Origin of the sequence: Streptomyces purpurascens, from assembly GCF_045040895.1 — a bacterium.
GTDB lineage: Bacteria > Actinomycetota > Actinomycetes > Streptomycetales > Streptomycetaceae > Streptomyces > Streptomyces purpurascens.
Window position 1 is genome coordinate 3,622,703 of record NZ_CP108341.1, and the last position, 15,324, is coordinate 3,638,026.

The 15,324-nt window shown below is 71.4% G+C and carries 11 protein-coding genes and 1 other RNA gene; 2 read left to right on the forward strand and 10 right to left on the reverse strand.

The window, feature by feature from the left end; genetic code table 11:
* Positions 1 to 272: 272 nt before the first annotated feature.
* The 9 genes from OHU35_RS16460 to OHU35_RS16500 form a co-directional block, all read right to left on the reverse strand.
* Positions 273 to 1,424, reverse strand: a complete 1,152-nt coding sequence (locus tag OHU35_RS16460) for a uroporphyrinogen-III synthase (RefSeq protein WP_405509245.1) — start codon at positions 1,422 to 1,424, stop codon at positions 273 to 275.
* A gap of 116 nt (positions 1,425 to 1,540) precedes the next feature.
* Positions 1,541 to 2,926 carry a NarK/NasA family nitrate transporter gene (locus tag OHU35_RS16465; RefSeq protein WP_189723980.1) on the reverse strand — a complete coding sequence of 462 codons (1,386 nt, stop codon included), beginning with the start codon at positions 2,924 to 2,926 and terminating at the stop codon, positions 1,541 to 1,543.
* A gap of 153 nt (positions 2,927 to 3,079) precedes the next feature.
* Positions 3,080 to 4,063: a hypothetical protein gene (locus tag OHU35_RS16470; protein ID WP_405505750.1), complete on the reverse strand. Its 984-nt coding sequence runs from the start codon at positions 4,061 to 4,063 to the stop codon at positions 3,080 to 3,082.
* 92 nt (positions 4,064 to 4,155) lie between these two features.
* Positions 4,156 to 5,367, reverse strand: a complete 1,212-nt coding sequence (locus OHU35_RS16475) for an acyltransferase (protein ID WP_405505752.1) — start codon at positions 5,365 to 5,367, stop codon at positions 4,156 to 4,158.
* The gene (locus OHU35_RS16480; RefSeq protein WP_405505754.1) at positions 5,364 to 7,556 is read right to left on the reverse strand and encodes a bifunctional polysaccharide deacetylase/glycosyltransferase family 2 protein; all 2,193 of its coding nucleotides are present in this window, start codon (positions 7,554 to 7,556) and stop codon (positions 5,364 to 5,366) included. The genes OHU35_RS16475 and OHU35_RS16480 overlap by 4 nt, the downstream gene beginning before the upstream one ends.
* Positions 7,557 to 7,714: 158 nt before the next feature.
* Positions 7,715 to 8,743 (reverse strand): hypothetical protein, encoded by a 1,029-nt coding sequence (locus OHU35_RS16485; protein ID WP_405505756.1) that lies wholly within the window; start codon positions 8,741 to 8,743, stop codon positions 7,715 to 7,717.
* 167 nt (positions 8,744 to 8,910) lie between these two features.
* Positions 8,911 to 9,876: a LysR family transcriptional regulator gene (locus OHU35_RS16490; protein ID WP_189723984.1), complete on the reverse strand. Its 966-nt coding sequence runs from the start codon at positions 9,874 to 9,876 to the stop codon at positions 8,911 to 8,913.
* A gap of 58 nt (positions 9,877 to 9,934) precedes the next feature.
* Positions 9,935 to 10,765 carry a hypothetical protein gene (locus tag OHU35_RS16495; protein ID WP_189723985.1) on the reverse strand — a complete coding sequence of 277 codons (831 nt, stop codon included), beginning with the start codon at positions 10,763 to 10,765 and terminating at the stop codon, positions 9,935 to 9,937.
* Positions 10,766 to 10,777: 12 nt separating this feature from the next.
* Positions 10,778 to 11,023: a hypothetical protein gene (locus tag OHU35_RS16500; RefSeq protein ID WP_189723986.1), complete on the reverse strand. Its 246-nt coding sequence runs from the start codon at positions 11,021 to 11,023 to the stop codon at positions 10,778 to 10,780.
* 211 nt (positions 11,024 to 11,234) lie between these two features.
* Here OHU35_RS16500 and OHU35_RS16505 point away from each other — a divergent pair, with 211 nt between their 5' ends.
* Together OHU35_RS16505 and yicI are read left to right on the forward strand one after the other, a co-directional pair.
* Positions 11,235 to 12,443, forward strand: coding sequence for an MFS transporter (locus OHU35_RS16505; RefSeq protein WP_405505759.1), 1,209 nt, complete (start codon positions 11,235 to 11,237; stop codon positions 12,441 to 12,443).
* A 77-nt stretch (positions 12,444 to 12,520) separates the two neighbouring features.
* Positions 12,521 to 14,770, forward strand: a complete 2,250-nt coding sequence (gene yicI, locus OHU35_RS16510; protein WP_405505760.1) for an alpha-xylosidase — start codon at positions 12,521 to 12,523, stop codon at positions 14,768 to 14,770.
* Positions 14,771 to 14,840: 70 nt separating this feature from the next.
* On the opposite strand, the gene ssrA is transcribed toward yicI, so the two are convergent.
* Positions 14,841 to 15,244, reverse strand: a transfer-messenger RNA (tmRNA) gene (gene ssrA / locus OHU35_RS16515).
* Between the last annotated feature and the right edge of the window lie 80 nt (positions 15,245 to 15,324).

The window sequence follows — 15,324 nt, forward strand, 5'->3', positions numbered from 1 at the left end:
TGCCCGGCGGGACCGGCGGAGGCGGGGCGGCTGTCGTCACCGACGGGGGCTGTCGGCTGTCGCCCCCGGAGGGAGACCCTCAAGGGGCGCCCCGGGGAGGACCGTCAGCGGTTCGCCCCTCCGGGGGAGCCATCAGCGTCGCCGCGGGGGACCGTCGTCGTGTCGCCGAGGTCTTTCCGTCGGGCCGGCGCGGAGCCCTGTACAGCGGCACACATCGGCCAGAGCACACGGCGTGCGCCCATGGCGGTTTGTCGCTCAACCCCGGCGCGGCCTCACGCGTCCCCGTACTTCGTCTCCGCCGCCGGGTCCAAGGCCAGGCGGTAGCCCCGCTTGACCACCGTCTGGATCAGCTTCGGGGCGCCGAGGGCCGTGCGGAGGCGGGCCATGGCCGTCTCGACGGCGTGTTCGTCGCGGCCGGCTCCGGGCAGGACGCGCAGCAGCTCGGCGCGGGCGACGACCCAGCCGGGGCGGCGGGAGAGGGAGCGCAGGAGTGCCATGCCGGCGGGCGGTACGGGCTTGAGGTCGCCGTCGACCAGGACCGCGTGGCCGCGGATCTCCACCCGGTGCCCGGCGATCGGCAGCGAGCGCGCCCGCCCGGGCAGCTCCTGGCAGAGGAGCTGGACGAGCGGACCGAGCCGGAAGCGCTCGGGCTGGACCGTGTCGATGCCGTGGCCCTGAAGCGGCAGCGCGGTGACCGGGCCGACACAGGCCGGCAGGACGTCGTGGCCGAGTGCCGCCAGCACCTCGGGGAGCAGTCCGCGTTCCTCCGCCCGGGAGAGAAGGGAGGCCGCGGCGGGCGCGCTGGTGAAGGTCAGCGCGTCGACACCGCGGGACACCGTCGCGTCCAGGAGACGGTCGACCGGCCCGATGTCCTCCGGCGGCATCCACCGGTAGACGGGCACGCCGACGACCTCGGCACCGGCCGCGCGCAGCGACTCCACGAAGCCGGGCAGCGGCTCACCGTGCAGCTGGATCGCGATCCGCAGACCGTCGACGCCCTCCTCCAGCAGCCGGTCGAGCACCTCGGCCATGGACTCCGAGGACGGCGACCACTCCTCCGTCAGCCCGGCGGCCCGGACCGCGCCCTTGACCTTGGGCCCGCGCGCCATGATCCGTACGCCGCCCAGCCGCGCCAGCAGATCCTCGCCCAGACCCCAGCCGTCCGCGGCCTCGACCCAGCCCCGGAAACCGATCGCGGTGGTCGCCACGACGATGTCCGGCACCTGGTGGATGATCTCCTTGGTCGCGGCCAGCAGCTCGCTGTCGTCGGCGAGCGGCACGATCCGCAGGGCGGGGGCATGCAGGACGGTGGCGCCGCGCCGCTGGAGCAGCGTGCCCAGCTCCTCGGCCCGGCGCGCGGCCGTGACGCCCACGGTGAATCCCGCCAGTGGGCCGTGTTCCGGTCGCAGTTGTTCCTCGTGCATGCTCTCGTCCCGCATTCGAGTCGTCGTACTCCATGGGTTCGGCGTACGTGTATGCCGATCGAGCCTGTCAACGGCTCGTGACAGGCCCGGATCGGCATGATGTCGGCGGTGTTACGTCACACCTTGGCGTAGCTGAGCTGCGGCTTCGCCTCCGAGGTCGCCGTGCTGACGGGTACCCGCGGTGCCGTACGTCGAAGGTATACGGCCCAAGTGATCCCGAAGCAGACCACGTAGAAGGCGAGGAAGGCGACGAACGCGCCGGTCCCGGAACCGTAGGAGAGGAAGGACTGGCGGAAGGCGAGGTTGATGCCGACACCGCCGAGCGCGCCCACCGCGCCGATGAGTCCCATGGAGGCGCCGGAGAGCCTGCGCCCGTAGGCCGCGGCCTCCTCGCCCTCCAGCCCCTTGGCCAGGGCCTTGTTCTGGAAGATGCCCGGGATCATCTTGAACGTCGAACCGTTGCCGAGTCCGCTGAGCACGAACAGCACCACGAACGCCCCGGTGAACAGCGCCAGCGACTTCTCCATGGAGGCACCGATCAGGACCGCCGTCGCGACGCCCATGGCGACGTAGTTCCACAGGCTGATCTTCGCGCCGCCGTACTTGTCGGCCATCCAGCCGCCCAGGGGCCGGATCAGCGAGCCGAGGAGCGGACCGATGAAGGTGACGTACGCCGCCTCCAGCGGGGTGCGTCCGAACTGGTTCTGCAGGACCTGCCCGAAGGCGAAGCTGTATCCGATGAACGACCCGAACGTGCCGATGTAGAGGAAGGACATGATCCACGTGTGGGCGTCACGCGCGGCGTCCTTGGCGGCACCGGTGTCGTTCTTGACGTTCTCCAGGTTGTCCATGAAGAGCGCGGCCATGACGGCGGCCACGACGATCAGCGGGATGTAGATCCCGAGCAGCACACGCGGCCCGCCGCCGGCCCCGATGATCGCGAGCGCGGCCAGCTGGATCACCGGCACACCGATGTTGCCGCCGCCCGCGTTCAGGCCGAGGGCCCAGCCCTTCTTCCGCAGCGGGAAGAAGGCGTTGATGTTGGTCATGGAGGAGGCGAAGTTGCCGCCGCCGATGCCGGCCAGCAGGCCGACGAGCAGGAAGGTGGAGAAGGAGGTGCCCGGCTCCATCACGGTGAACGCGGCGACGGTCGGGACCAGCAGGAGGCCGGCGGAGATGATCGTCCAGTTCCGGCCGCCGAAGATCGCTACGGCGAAGGTGTAGGGGACGCGGACAACGGCGCCGACCAGCGTGACCATCGAGGTCAGCATGAACTTGTCGGCCGGGGTCAGCCCGTACTCCGGGCCCATGAAGAGCACCAGCACGGACCACAGGGTCCAGATCGAGAAGCCGATGTGCTCGGACAGAACCGAGAAGAAGAGGTTCCGCCGGGCGACCTTCTCTCCGGTCTCGTTCCAGAAGGTCTCGTTCTCGGGATCCCAGTGCTGGATCCAGCGTCCGCCCCTGCTCGGGGGTGCGGGTGCCGTGCCAGGGCCTGTCATGACGCCTCCACTTGCTCCGGGACTCGGTCGTACTTCGAGTGGCTCATTCCGAAGGTAGGGAGGGCGCGTTTCGTGACTGTGCCATCGAGTGACCGAGAGGGAACTTCGCTCTCACCCCGGGCTCGGGCGGGATGAGAGGTTCGGCGGCATGTGTCAGCGTTGCGGGTGCTGCCAGTGGGGGTTCTGCTCGGGGTGGGGCGGCTGCTGCGGCGCGTAGGGGCCGGGCTGCTGCTGCGGCGGATACGGCGTGGCAGGGGGCTGCGCCCCGTACGGACCGGGCGCGGGCTGAGGCGGGTACGGGCCCGGGGCGGGCTGGGCGTACGGGCCCGGGGCGGGTTGGGCGTACGGGCCCGGCGCCGGTGCCTGCCCAGGCTGCTGATGCCCGTAACCCGCCGGCGCCCCGACGGCCGGACCCGGCATCCCGGGAGCCTGCCCCGGCACCCCGCCATACCCCTGCGCTCCGCCGGCCTGCCCCGGCGCACCCGCGTACCCCGGCCCACCGCCGTACGGCCCGCCCCCGAAGGGGTTGCCGTGCCCGGGCGGCTGGGCCCCGGGCGGGAGGTAGCGCGTCCGGCCGTTCTCGTCCGTCACCGGCATGAAGCCGGCCGCCTGCAGCCGGGCGGCGAACTTCGCGTTGCGCTTGCGGGTGACCAGGAGGCCGATGCCGAAGATCGCCATGAAGAGCAGCCAGACCACGCCCGCCGCGACGAAGTCGAAGGGCTCCCCGCCCGTGCGGAGGGCGAGGATCACGCAGCCGACGGTGAGGCCGAGGGCCGCGTAGCCCATGCGCTTCTCGGCGCTCTTGCCGGTGAGGTCGAAGTTGATGCGGGCCTTGAGGAGCTCGAAGGCGTCGGGCACGAGCGGCGGGAGGGAGACGCCGTCGGCGGCGCCCGGATACTGCGCCCAGTTCTGCGCGGCCCGGCCCCGGGCGTGCGGGCTGGGGTCGGGCAGGATCAGCATCGTGAGCGCGCCGTTGCGGCCGCTGCTCTGTCGGACGTCCGCGTACTCGTAGCCGAACTGCTGGGCGACGAAGGCGAGCCGGGCGAGCTTCTTCACGGACGCCATCGGGCTGGTGAGCTCGACCGGCTCTCCGCTCGCCATCAGCCGCAGCATCTTCTGTGTCTGCCGCTTACTCATCCCACCGCTCCCCCGGTCAGTCACTGATCCCAGTCGTTCACATGCGCAACTCGGGCAGTTTTCCACACCGGGGAACGCCGGGGGAACGGGGATCAGCCGCCGCGTACCGCTCGTCTCCGACTCCCCCGAACCCTCACCCTTGGCTCACTCCTGGGCCACAACCGGGGCCTCTGCTTCGCCGCCAGGTCCTCCATCCAGCCGAACGCCAGGACGCAGCCGCCGATCAGCACCCAGACCAGGACCAGCACCGGCCAGACGCTCTCCAGCAGCCCAGGCACGTTCTGCTCCAGCACGGGGAAGCCCCACAGCCGGTCCCACAGGGTCGCGGCGACCAGGATGCAGATGTTGTGCCAGAGGTAGATCGTCACGGCCCGGGAGTTGAGCAGGGTGATCGGCCCGGACCAGCGGCGCAGCCGGCGCGGCCACTCGGACCAGGACGGGCTGACGTGCAGCAGCAGGAACACGGTGCCGAGGGACCACAGGGCCTGGGCCAGCGGCATGCTGTCCAGGTCGTTGCCCGGTCCGAAGCCGTGGTGCAGGGCGTACCAGAGGCCGGCCAGGGCGATGACGGGCGCCACCGACGGGACGATGTAGCGCGGCAGGCGCTTGAGGATGCCCTCCCGGTGGGCCATGCCGAGGATCCAGCAGGCGCCGAAGGTGGAGAAGTCGGTGAGCGCCGAGGGGAACCGCTCGCCGGGCAGTGCGAGGTAGCTCTGCTCGAAGGCGACCGCCAGGGCGATCGGCGCCAGGAGCGTGACCACCGGCAGGGCGCGCAGGGCCTTCAGGAGCAGCGGGGACAGCAGGACGTACCAGAGGTAGGCGCGGATGTACCAGAGCGGGCCCGCGAGTTCGGCGGCCCAGTCCTCGCCGATGAAGCCGTGGACGCCGGGCAGCCCCTCGGCGTACGGCGGGTCGCTGAGCGGGACGATCCAGAAGGTGAGGTGGAGCCACCACCAGCCGGGATGGCCGTCGGCGTCCGGCCCCCAGCCCTGCAGGACCATGCCGGTGACGCCGACGACGCCCAGCAGCCACAGCGGAGGCAGCAGCCGCCGCATCCGGCCGCGGATCACCTGCACGGGCGGGCGCTTGAGCGAGCGGGCCATGAGGTTGCCGGCGAGGGCGAACATCACGCCCATCGAAGGGAACACCAGCGGCAGCCAGGCCCAGCCCGTCAGGTGGTACAGCACGACACGGAACAGGGCGAGGGCGCGCAGCAGGTCGAAGTACCGGTCGCGGACGGGGCCGCCGGTGGCGGTCCGCTCCTTCTCCGGGGCCGCGGCGACGACATCGGGATGCGTGGTCATGCGACCGGCCTCCCGTCCATCTGCCGCTGGGGCGTGGCCGATCCGGCCCCGGGCAGGCCCACCGCGCCCGTGCGCCGCAGCTTCTGCCAGCGCAGCCGGCCGCCGGTGAGGGCGGTGATCCAGGACTGGAGCAGCACGACGTACATGAGCTGGCGGTAGAGGAGCTGCTGGAGCGGGAGCGAGATCAGATGAGTCATGCGTTCCTTGTCGAGGTGGAACGCGTAGGCCGCGCACACCCCCTGGACAGCGAGGACGCCCAGCCAGGCGCCGATGGTCTTCTCCGTCGGGCCGAACACCAGCCCGTACAGCAGGAACACGTCGATGAGCGGGGCCAGCAGCGGCGCCACGACCATGAACATCGACACCAGCGGCATGCCCACGCGCCCGAAGCGGCCCGAGTGCCCGCTCTCCACGAGGGACCGGCGGTGCTTCCAGATCGCCTGCATCGTGCCGTACGACCAGCGGTAGCGCTGGGACCACAGCTGCTGGACGGACTCCGGTGCCTCGGTCCAGGCGAGCGCCTTCTCCGCGTACACGACGTGCCAGCCGTCGCGGTGCAGGGCCATGGTGATGTCGGTGTCCTCGGCGAGCGTGTCGTCGCTCATGCCGCCGACGCGCTCCAGAGCGCTGCGCCGGAAGGCCCCCACCGCGCCGGGGATGGTCGGCATGCAGCGCAGCACGTCGTACATGCGGCGGTCGAGGTTGAAGCCCATCACGTACTCGATGTGCTGCCACGCGCCGATCAGCGAGTCCCGGTTGCCGACCTTGGCGTTGCCCGCGACCGCGCCCACCCGCGCGTCACCGAAGGGCTGCACCAGTTCGCGGACGGTGGACGGTTCGAAGACGGTGTCGCCGTCCATCATCACGATGAGGTCGTAGCGGGCGTTGGCGATCCCCCGGTTGAGCGCGGCGGGCTTGCCCGCGTTGAGCTGGCGGATGACGCGTACGCCGGGCAGCCCGAGGTTCTCGACGATGCGCGCGGTGCCGTCGCTGGAGCCGTCGTCGATGACCAGCACCTCGATGGGGTGGTCGCTCGCGACCAGGGAACGGACCGTCTGCTCGATGCACTTGGCCTCGTTGTAGGCGGGCACGAGGACGGACACCGGTTCCGTGACGGTCTCGCCCCAGCGGAAGCCGCGGCGGCGGACACGACGGGCGTGCGCGACGGAGAGGATCAGCATCAGCCCGAGGCGGGCGAAGACGAGCACGCCGACGACGGCGAGCCCGGCGACGAGTACGCCGGTCGTCTTCTCGGAGGCCTGGACGAGGAAGACCCACGCGTTGCCCTTCAACGCGTCGAGCCCGGCGACCGGGGTGTGCGCGCTGGGGGCGTCCAGGGCGGCGGTCAGGGTGTCGAAGCGGTAGCCCTCGTCCTGCAGCCCCGAGATGAACCGGTCGAGCGCGGCGACGGTCTGGGAGCGGTCGCCGCCGGAGTCGTGCATCAGCACGATGGCGCCGTCGCCGTTCTTCGGGGTGGCGTTGCGGATGATCTGGTCGACACCGGGACGGCGCCAGTCCTGGCTGTCGGTGTCGTTGACGATGGTGATGTAGCCCTTGCTGCCGATGTACTCGGTCACCGGCCAGGACCTGTTGTCCATGAGGTGCGAGTACGACGAGTAGGGCGGGCGGAAGAGCGAGGTGCGGATGCCCGCCGCCCCGGCCAGCGCGAGCTGGCTCTGCGACAGCTCCCAGTCGACCCGGCTCTTGCTCTGCAGGGCGAGGTCCGGGTGGTTGAAGGTGTGCAGTCCGATCTCGTGGCCCTCGTCGACCATGCGCTGGACGAGGTCCGGGTGACGGGAGGCCATGGTGCCGGTGATGAAGAAGACGGCGCGGGCGTCGTGCTTCTTCAGCATGTCGAGGACCTTGGGCGTCCACTCGGGGTCCGGCCCGTCGTCGAAGGTCAGCACCAGCTCGCGGTCCGGGACTTCCAGCGCGGTCGGCTTCTCCTCCCGGGTGTCTATGACGGGCCCGCCCTCGAGGATCTCCTTCGGGACCTGGTCGCTCGACGCGGGCGGCCCGACCCGGTGGTCGGCGAGGATCTCGCTGTGCACGTAGCCGCGCAGCATGAGCATCGCCATCAGGGCGACGAGGAGAAGCACGGGCAGCAGCAGGCGCATGGGCAGGCGGCGGCGCCTGGAGCCGTCACGGGCTCGGGACGCGCGCCCGGAACGACGGGTACGGGATGCCATGGGTGGTGGTACTCCGGGTGGTGCGGGGAGCGGGTGGTACGGGGACGGGTGCGGGCGGCGGTCCGGCAGCGCCCTGTAGGGGCGCGGGGATCTTCGCGACCGGCCACGACGGTGCCGCAGACGAACGGCGGCACCTCGCGGCGCCTTCAGCGGAGCGCTCAGGCCGCGGGCTGCTCGGCCACGGGCGACTGCGCGACCGGCTGGGTCGGGGCCGGGCCGTCGGCGACCGTGCCGGTGCCGCCGTTGTCGCCGGTGCCGGTCGTCTCGGTCGGCTCGGGCGTGGGTTCGCCGGGCGGCGTCGGGTCGGTCACCGGCGTGCTCGGCGGGTCCGCCGGCTTGCTCGGGGTCGGGTCGGTGACGCCGGTGCCCGGGGCCGGTGCGGTCCGGGACGCGGTCGGCGAGGGCTTGGCGGTCGTGCCGGTGCGGCCGGGGGTCGCGGAGGCCACGGGTTCGCCGGCGCTCACGCCGGGCGCGGGTGCCGTGCCCTCCTCGGTCGCCGGCGTGCTGCCCGGGGTGGTGGCTCCGGTGCCGTCGGTCGGTGCCGACCGCTCGGGCAGCGGCGGGGTGTCGACCTGCCCGGCCGGCGGGGCGTCCTTCTGGCCCGGTACCGGCAGCCAGGGCGCCTGGGAGTTGCCCGACATCAGCGTGGCGACGATGACGACGGCGTAGATCCCGCAGGCCAGCGCGACGGCCATGCCGATCCGGCGGAAGCGGCGGCTGCGGCGGCCGGACTCGTCGACGAACACGGGCGAGTCGGCGGCTTCGGAGCCCGCTCCGGGGCCTTGCTTGACCTGCCGGACGAACCCGTCCCCGAGCTGGACGGCGTCGAGCTGGACGGTGACCTCGTGCGGGTCGTGGCTGTGCTCGGACGGTTCCTCGAGGTCCCCGGCGAAGTCGCGGCCGTGGCCGGACGGGGCGGCTTCCTCGGGCTCCTGCCAGGGGTCGCGGACGGCGGTCCGGGGCCCGGGGTCCGGGACGAACGAGTCGGCTTCGCCCTCGCTCTGCCGGGGGATGCCGCGCAGTATCTCCGTCCCGGCGGGCAGGCGGTGACCGGTCCCCTGGAGGTCGTTCCCGGCGAAGGCCTGCGTCGCTCTCCGGTCACGGACTCTGCCGTCCGAGGGGAGGCCACCGGTTACCGACGCGGCCTCGGGCCACTCGGGTTGGGCGTCTTCTCGCCACTTTTCCACGCGCACGCACTTCCCCCCACGGGATGGTTCAGGTGCGCTGACGACCTGAGCACCCGTCGTCGGACCGGGCCCCCTCGCCCGTCCGAGCGCCCCCCATTACCACACCGTGCTCAGGCGTTGAATGTAGCGCACGCGGAGGTTCCGTGTGGACCGCGTACCGAATCGTGTCAGTGGCGAGACGCCATGCGGACATCGTCCCCGGCCGGAACCCATCCCCCTGCGGGCTTTTCCAGCCACCCCTCCTCCGCCGCGAGCCGGGCCGCCGCCCGTCGCAGCGCGTCGAACGCGGGGTGGGTCAGGCCCTTGCGCCACACCAGCGACACGGGAGACAGCGGAACGGGATCGACCAGGGGCCGGGACACCATCGACGGCAGGGCCGGGAACCCCACGACGGCCAGGACCGGGTTGCGTGTCCTGGCCATGATCCGCTGGAACTCCTCCTCGCCCACGGCCAGCGGCGCGGGTGGCGCGATCTCGATGCCCCGCCCCTCGAACAACTGCCGCGCGAGGCCGGTCCACTCCGGCGTGCGCGGATTGCCGGCCCCCGCGTAGACGGTCTCGCCGGCCAGCTCGGCGAGCGGCACCGCCTCCAGCGCGGCCAGCCGGTGGTCCTCGGGCAGCACGACCGCCATGGGCTCGTACCGCACGGGCTGGTGGTCGAGCCCGGCCCGCAGCGCCGGATCCAGCCCGGCGAACCGTCCGAACGACGCGTCCAGCCGCCCGGCCAGCAACTCCCCGGCGGCTCCGGTCAGGCCGCTCTCGTAGCGGGCCATCAGCTCGTGGCCGGGGGCGAGTTCACGCGCCCGGTGCAGCACGCGGCGCGGTGTGACCAGGCCCGGGGAGTTGAGGTCCACCAACAGGGGCCGGGCCTGGTCGAAGGCGGCGAGCAGCTCGTCCTGCGCCCGCAGCACACGACGGGCGTACGGCAGCAGACGTTCTCCCTCCGGCGTGAGCGTCACCTGCCGGGTGGTCCGCACGAACAGCTCGGCGCCCAGCTCCCGCTCCAGCCGCCGCACATCCCGGCTGAGTGCCTGCTGCGCCACGTGAAGACGCACCGCGGCACGGGTGAAGTGCAGTTCCTCGGCGACGGTGACGAAGCCACGCAGCAGACGGGGGTCGAGGTGGGCGGGCATGCGGTGAACCTACAGCGGGGAGCGGCGGGACGAGGCCGCTCCCCGACAGCGCGAGGGCTCAGGAGCCGTTGCCCCGCCCGGGAGCCTCACCCTGCCCCGCCCCCTCGCCGGCTTCGGGCACGTCCCGCGGCCCGGCCTGGCCCAGGCGGTGCCGGGGCATCGAGCGCAGGGGCGGGCGGGTCAGGGTGATCTGGCGGACGACCTGCTGGAAGCACGCCAGGGCCGCCACACCCGGCAGGGCGGCCGCCGCGGTGCCGAGCACGGTCCTCGGCGCCTGGACGACACAGAGCAGTACGGCGACGCAGGAGAAGACCAGGACCACGCACCAGGAGTGCACGGCACGGCGCTGGTGGAGCGCGGCCCGCAGCACGGACAGGGAGGCCACCAGCCAGGGCCCGTACACCAGCAGGGGCCACCAGCTGCCGAGGCTCTTCCCCTCGGGGGACACACCGACCAGACGCAGGGGGTCGTAGGCGACCAGGCCGCTCAGGAGGCTCACCGCGGAGGCGATGACGGCCGCCAGGGCGGCGACGAAGAAACTGGTGGTGCGGAGCAGGCCGGGTCTCTTGCGGATGCGGACCTTGCGGTGGCGCCGGTGGACGTCCCGCACGGGCGCCAGTTCCTCGGTGATGTCCTGGAGCCGCCGCATGTGGACACCCGAAGCGCCCGATGTCGGGGCGGCGGGCGCCGGCTCCAGGTCCGGTTCCGGGTCCGTCACCTCGTCACGAGGGGCGGGAACCCTCGCCGCCTGTTGCCCGAGGGCCTCCTCGAGGATGAACGCCAGTTCCTCGGCCGGATCCCAGGTCGGGTCCGGTGGTGTCAGGGGAGTGAAGAATTCCCGGGTCGGAGCCCGGTGCCGGCCACTGCCTTCGATTTTATTGTCATACATAGCGCGACCCGACTATTCTGCAAGCGCGAATGCGGGCCATTCCGTCGCACTGATCCACCGTCGCGCGAGATCCTTTTCGAGCACACACATGGTGTCGATGAAATCGCGCAGAACCGGCTCGGTCACCTGCAGCGTGACCGGGCAACCGCCGTTGGTGAGCGTGCCGTTGACAGTGGCCGACGAGTGCGCCGGAGCGGGAATGTAGGTGTACGGGCCGAGCGTTACCGCCCAGCCGTCTTTCCTGGTCGCCTCGGTCATGTACCGACTAACCGTCGGCCCACTTCGGCGGATGCGCGGCAAACGAGTGAAGGATTTCCCCGTTGAGCATCTTTTCCATGCGCCAATAGAAGCATCAGGACTCTCCATAGCTCTGTATGAAGAAACACAAAGCGGTCCTACAACCCAGGTGCGTGAGTCCGCACGGAACAGGTGTTGGACCGCTTGATCACCGCCGGGCGACGGTGGGGCCATGCCGCACCTCACCCCGTACCGCCGCCTCTTCCGCCTGCCGGGCGCCCGCGCGTTCACCGCAGGGAACCTGATCGCCCGGCTGCCGATGGGCATGTTCAGCGTCAGCGCGGTCGTCATGATCGCCGGGACGCGGGGCTCGTACGCCCTGGCCGGTGCCGTCACGGCGACCGGGCTCGCGGCGACGGCGATGGTCGCGCCGTGGACCGCGCGGCTCGTCGACCGGCACGGCCAGGCCCGGGTCGCCCTGCCCGCCACGGTGATCGCCGTCCTCGGCTCCCTCGCCCTCCTGCTGTGCGTGCGCTACGACGCCCCGGACTGGACCCTGTTCGCCTCCTACGCGGCCACCGCCACGACCCCCAACACCGGCGGCATGTCCCGGGCCCGCTGGGCCCATCTGCTGGCCGGCGACCCCAAGGGCCTGCACACCGCCCACTCCTTCGAGCAGGCGGCGGACGAACTGTGCTTCATGCTGGGCCCGGTGCTCGCGGCCTTCCTGTGCGGGACGTTCTTCCCGGAGGCGGGCACGCTCGTCGGCGCGGTGCTGCTGCTGACGGGGATGCTCCTGTTCACGACCCGGCGCGCGACGGAGCCGCCGGTCCGCGAGCGCATACCCGCGAAGGCGCCGCTGCGCGCCCCCGGCATGCCCCCGCTGCTCGCGGTCTGTCTGGCGATGGGCGGGATCTTCGGCTCGACGGAGGTCGTCACGCTGGCGTTCGCGGACACGCGGGGGCAGCAGTCGGCGGCCGGTGCCGTACTCGCGCTCCAGGCGGCCGGTTCCTGCGCGGCGGGCCTGCTGTTCGGCGCCGCGAAGCCCAGCGGGCCGGCCGCGGCACGTCTGCCGTGGTGCGTGGCCGCGATGACCGCGCTGCTGACCCTGCCCCTGCTCGCGGCCGTCCTCACCGGCTCCCTCCTGTTCCTCGCGGGCGCGCTGCTGGTCGCCGGGATGGCGACGGCGCCGACGATGGTCACCACCATGACGCTGGTCCAGCAGCGCACGCCCGAGGGCCGGCTGAACGAGGGCATGACCCTCGCGGTGACCGGCCTGCTGGGCGGCATCGCCGGTGGCGGCGCGCTCGGCGGCTGGACGGTGGAGCACGTGTCGGCGACGGCCGGATACATCATTCCGGTGACGGCGGCAGCTCTGGCGTTGGCGTTGTCGCTGGTCCGGGCGTCGAATCGCTTCACCGATTGCCCCACACCCCATTGACGCCCTCACGTGCCCCGCATACGTTTCGGCTGTCGAAGCGCTTCGACACCATGCGCCGGGAAGTTAGGGACCCCCACATGAAGTTCACCGACGGCTACTGGCTTCTGCGCGAAGGCGTCACCGCGGCCCACCCGGCCGAGGTCCTCGACGTCACCGAGTCGGACGACGCGCTGGAGATCCACGCGCCGACCCGGCCCGTCCGCTCCCGCGGCGACCTGATGACGGGCCCCGTCCTGACACTGCGCGCCCACACCCCCATACCCGACGTCATCGGCCTGACGCTGACGCACTTCACGGGCGGGCAGCCCCGCGGCCCGGAGTTCGAACTCACCGACTCCCGGCCGGCCGCGCGGATCGCGTACGACGACGAGCACGCGACCCTGACCTCGGGCGAGCTGTCGGTCCGGGTGGCCCGCGGCGGCCCCTGGCACGTCGAGTTCGCCGCGCACGGCCGCACACTCACCAGCAGCGGCCACAAGAGCATGGGCATCATGCGGGACGCGACCGGCGCGCACCACCTGCGCGAACAGCTGGTGCTTCAGGTCGGCACCGCCGTCTACGGCCTCGGTGAGCGCTTCGGCCCGCTGGTGAAGAACGGGCAGGTCGTCGACATCTGGCAGGCCGACGGCGGCACGTGCAGCGAACAGGCCTACAAGAACGTGCCCTTCTACCTCACGGACGCGGGCTACGGCGTCTTCGTCGACCACCCGGGCCAGGTGTCCTTCGAGGTCGCCTCGGAGGTCGTGTCCCGGGTGCAGTTCAGCGCGGAGACCCAGGAGCTGACGTACTACGTCATCTACGGCCCCACCCCGAAGGACATCCTGCGCAAGTACACGGCCCTGACCGGCCGCCCGGCCCTGCCGCCCGCCTGGTCGTTCGGCCTGTGGCTGTCGACGTCCTTCACCACCTCGTACGACGAGGGGACGGTGACATCGTTCATCGAGGGCATGAAGGAGCGCGAGCTTCCCCTCTCCGTCTTCCACTTCGACTGCTTCTGGATGCGCGAGTACCACTGGTGCGACTTCCAGTGGGATCCGCGGGTGTTCCCGGACCCGGAGGACATGCTCGCCCGGCTGAAGGCCCGGGGCCTGCGCGTCAGCGTCTGGATCAACCCGTACATCGCCCAGCGCTCCCCGCTGTTCGCCGAGGGCAAGGCGCTCGGGCATCTGCTGAAGCGCCCGGACGGCAGCGTCTGGCAGTGGGACATGTGGCAGCCCGGCATGGCTCTGGTCGACTTCACCAGCGCGGCCGCCTGTGAGTGGTACGCCGCCAAGCTGGAGGCGCTGCTCGCGCAGGGCGTCGACTGCTTCAAGACCGACTTCGGCGAGCGCGTGCCGCTCGATGTGACCTGGTCCGACGGCTCCGACCCGGAGGGGATGCACAACTACTACACGTACCTCTACAACCGCACGGTCTTCGAGGTGCTGCGCAAGCACCGCGGCGAGGAGGAGGCCGTCCTCTTCGCCCGCTCGGCGACCACGGGGAGCCAGCAGTTCCCGGTGCACTGGGGCGGCGACTGCGAGGCGACGTACGAGTCGATGGCCGAGTCCCTGCGCGGCGGCCTGTCCCTCGGCCTGTCGGGGTTCGGCTTCTGGAGCCATGACATCGGCGGCTTCGAGGGCACACCGACACCGGCCCTGTTCAAGCGGTGGCTGGCCTTCGGCCTGCTCTCCTCGCACAGCCGCCTGCACGGCAGCTCGTCGTACCGCGTGCCCTGGCTGTTCGACGAGGAGGCGGTGGAGGTCGCGCGCCACTTCACCCGGCTGAAGCTGCGGCTCATGCCCTATCTGTACGAGGCGGCCCGGACCGCCCACACCGAGGGCGTGCCGGTGATGCGGGCGATGGTACTGGAGTTCCCGGACGACCCGGGGTGCGCTCATCTGGAGCGGCAGTACATGCTCGGCCCGGACCTGCTGGTCGCGCCGGTGTTCAGCGACGAGGGCGATGTCACCTACTACGTCCCCGAGGGCACCTGGACCCACTTCCTCACCGGGGAGACGGTGACCGGCCCGCGCTGGGTGCGCGAACGGCACGGGTTCCTGAGCGTGCCGCTGCTGGTCCGGCCCGGGGCCGTGATCCCGGTGGGCGCGGTGGACGACCGACCGGACTACGACCACGCCGCCGGCGTGACCCTGCGGGCGTACGGCCTGCGGGACGGCGACCGGGTGACGGTGCCGGTCGGGGACGTGACCTTCACGGTCCTACGCGAGGGGGACATCCTGCGGGCGTCGTGCAGCGACCCGGCAGCCCCCTGGGCTCTCGCCACCGCCGACCGCGAGGCGCCGGCACCGACGGGAACCGGCTCGCTGCGGCTGGAGACACCCTGACTGCCACCCTGTCCGGCCATGACAAAGGCCCCGCCGCTCGGAAGCGACGGGGCCTGTGCCCACATGGGATGAGTGGAGATGGCGGGAATCGAACCCGCGTCCACCGGTGCAGAAGGAGGGCTTCTCCGTGTGCAGTCGGCTTCGCTTTTCTCGGCCCCGGAGATCACGCCGACAAGTCTCCGACGGGCCCAGTCACTGTTTGGTTTCCCTCTTCACCCCGTGACCGGGATCAAGGTTTAGTTCCCTAAATGATGCCAGGATCCGGGTCGGGAACACCCCCGGGCTGACACTCCCTTAAGTAGGGGAGCCGCTGCTCGCTACCTGAAAATCAGGCAGCGAGGGCGAGCTCGCCCTGGGAGACAGATCGCTTGGAATTGGCGATTATTTTTTTCGGCCTGTGGTTTACGAGATCATGGCCGCTTCCTCGACACGCTTCCCCTGCTTCGACAGCCGCTGTCGAAACCGATCATCCCCATGTTGATTTTTCAAACCGTGCGCCCTGCGTGGGGTGCAGGTGCCATCGTACGTGACCAACGCGGGTCGGTGCCAGCGTA

Coding starts and splice junctions, on each gene's coding strand:
- OHU35_RS16460 (WP_405509245.1), bottom strand. CDS start 1,424: ATGCACGAGGAACAACTGCGACCGGAACACGGCCCACTGGCGGGATTC.
- OHU35_RS16465 (WP_189723980.1), bottom strand. CDS start 2,926: ATGACAGGCCCTGGCACGGCACCCGCACCCCCGAGCAGGGGCGGACGC.
- OHU35_RS16470 (WP_405505750.1), bottom strand. CDS start 4,063: ATGAGTAAGCGGCAGACACAGAAGATGCTGCGGCTGATGGCGAGCGGA.
- OHU35_RS16475 (WP_405505752.1), bottom strand. CDS start 5,367: ATGACCACGCATCCCGATGTCGTCGCCGCGGCCCCGGAGAAGGAGCGG.
- OHU35_RS16480 (WP_405505754.1), bottom strand. CDS start 7,556: ATGGCATCCCGTACCCGTCGTTCCGGGCGCGCGTCCCGAGCCCGTGAC.
- OHU35_RS16490 (WP_189723984.1), bottom strand. CDS start 9,876: ATGCCCGCCCACCTCGACCCCCGTCTGCTGCGTGGCTTCGTCACCGTC.
- OHU35_RS16495 (WP_189723985.1), bottom strand. CDS start 10,765: ATGTATGACAATAAAATCGAAGGCAGTGGCCGGCACCGGGCTCCGACC.
- OHU35_RS16500 (WP_189723986.1), bottom strand. CDS start 11,023: ATGACCGAGGCGACCAGGAAAGACGGCTGGGCGGTAACGCTCGGCCCG.
- OHU35_RS16505 (WP_405505759.1), top strand. CDS start 11,235: ATGCCGCACCTCACCCCGTACCGCCGCCTCTTCCGCCTGCCGGGCGCC.
- yicI (WP_405505760.1), top strand. CDS start 12,521: ATGAAGTTCACCGACGGCTACTGGCTTCTGCGCGAAGGCGTCACCGCG.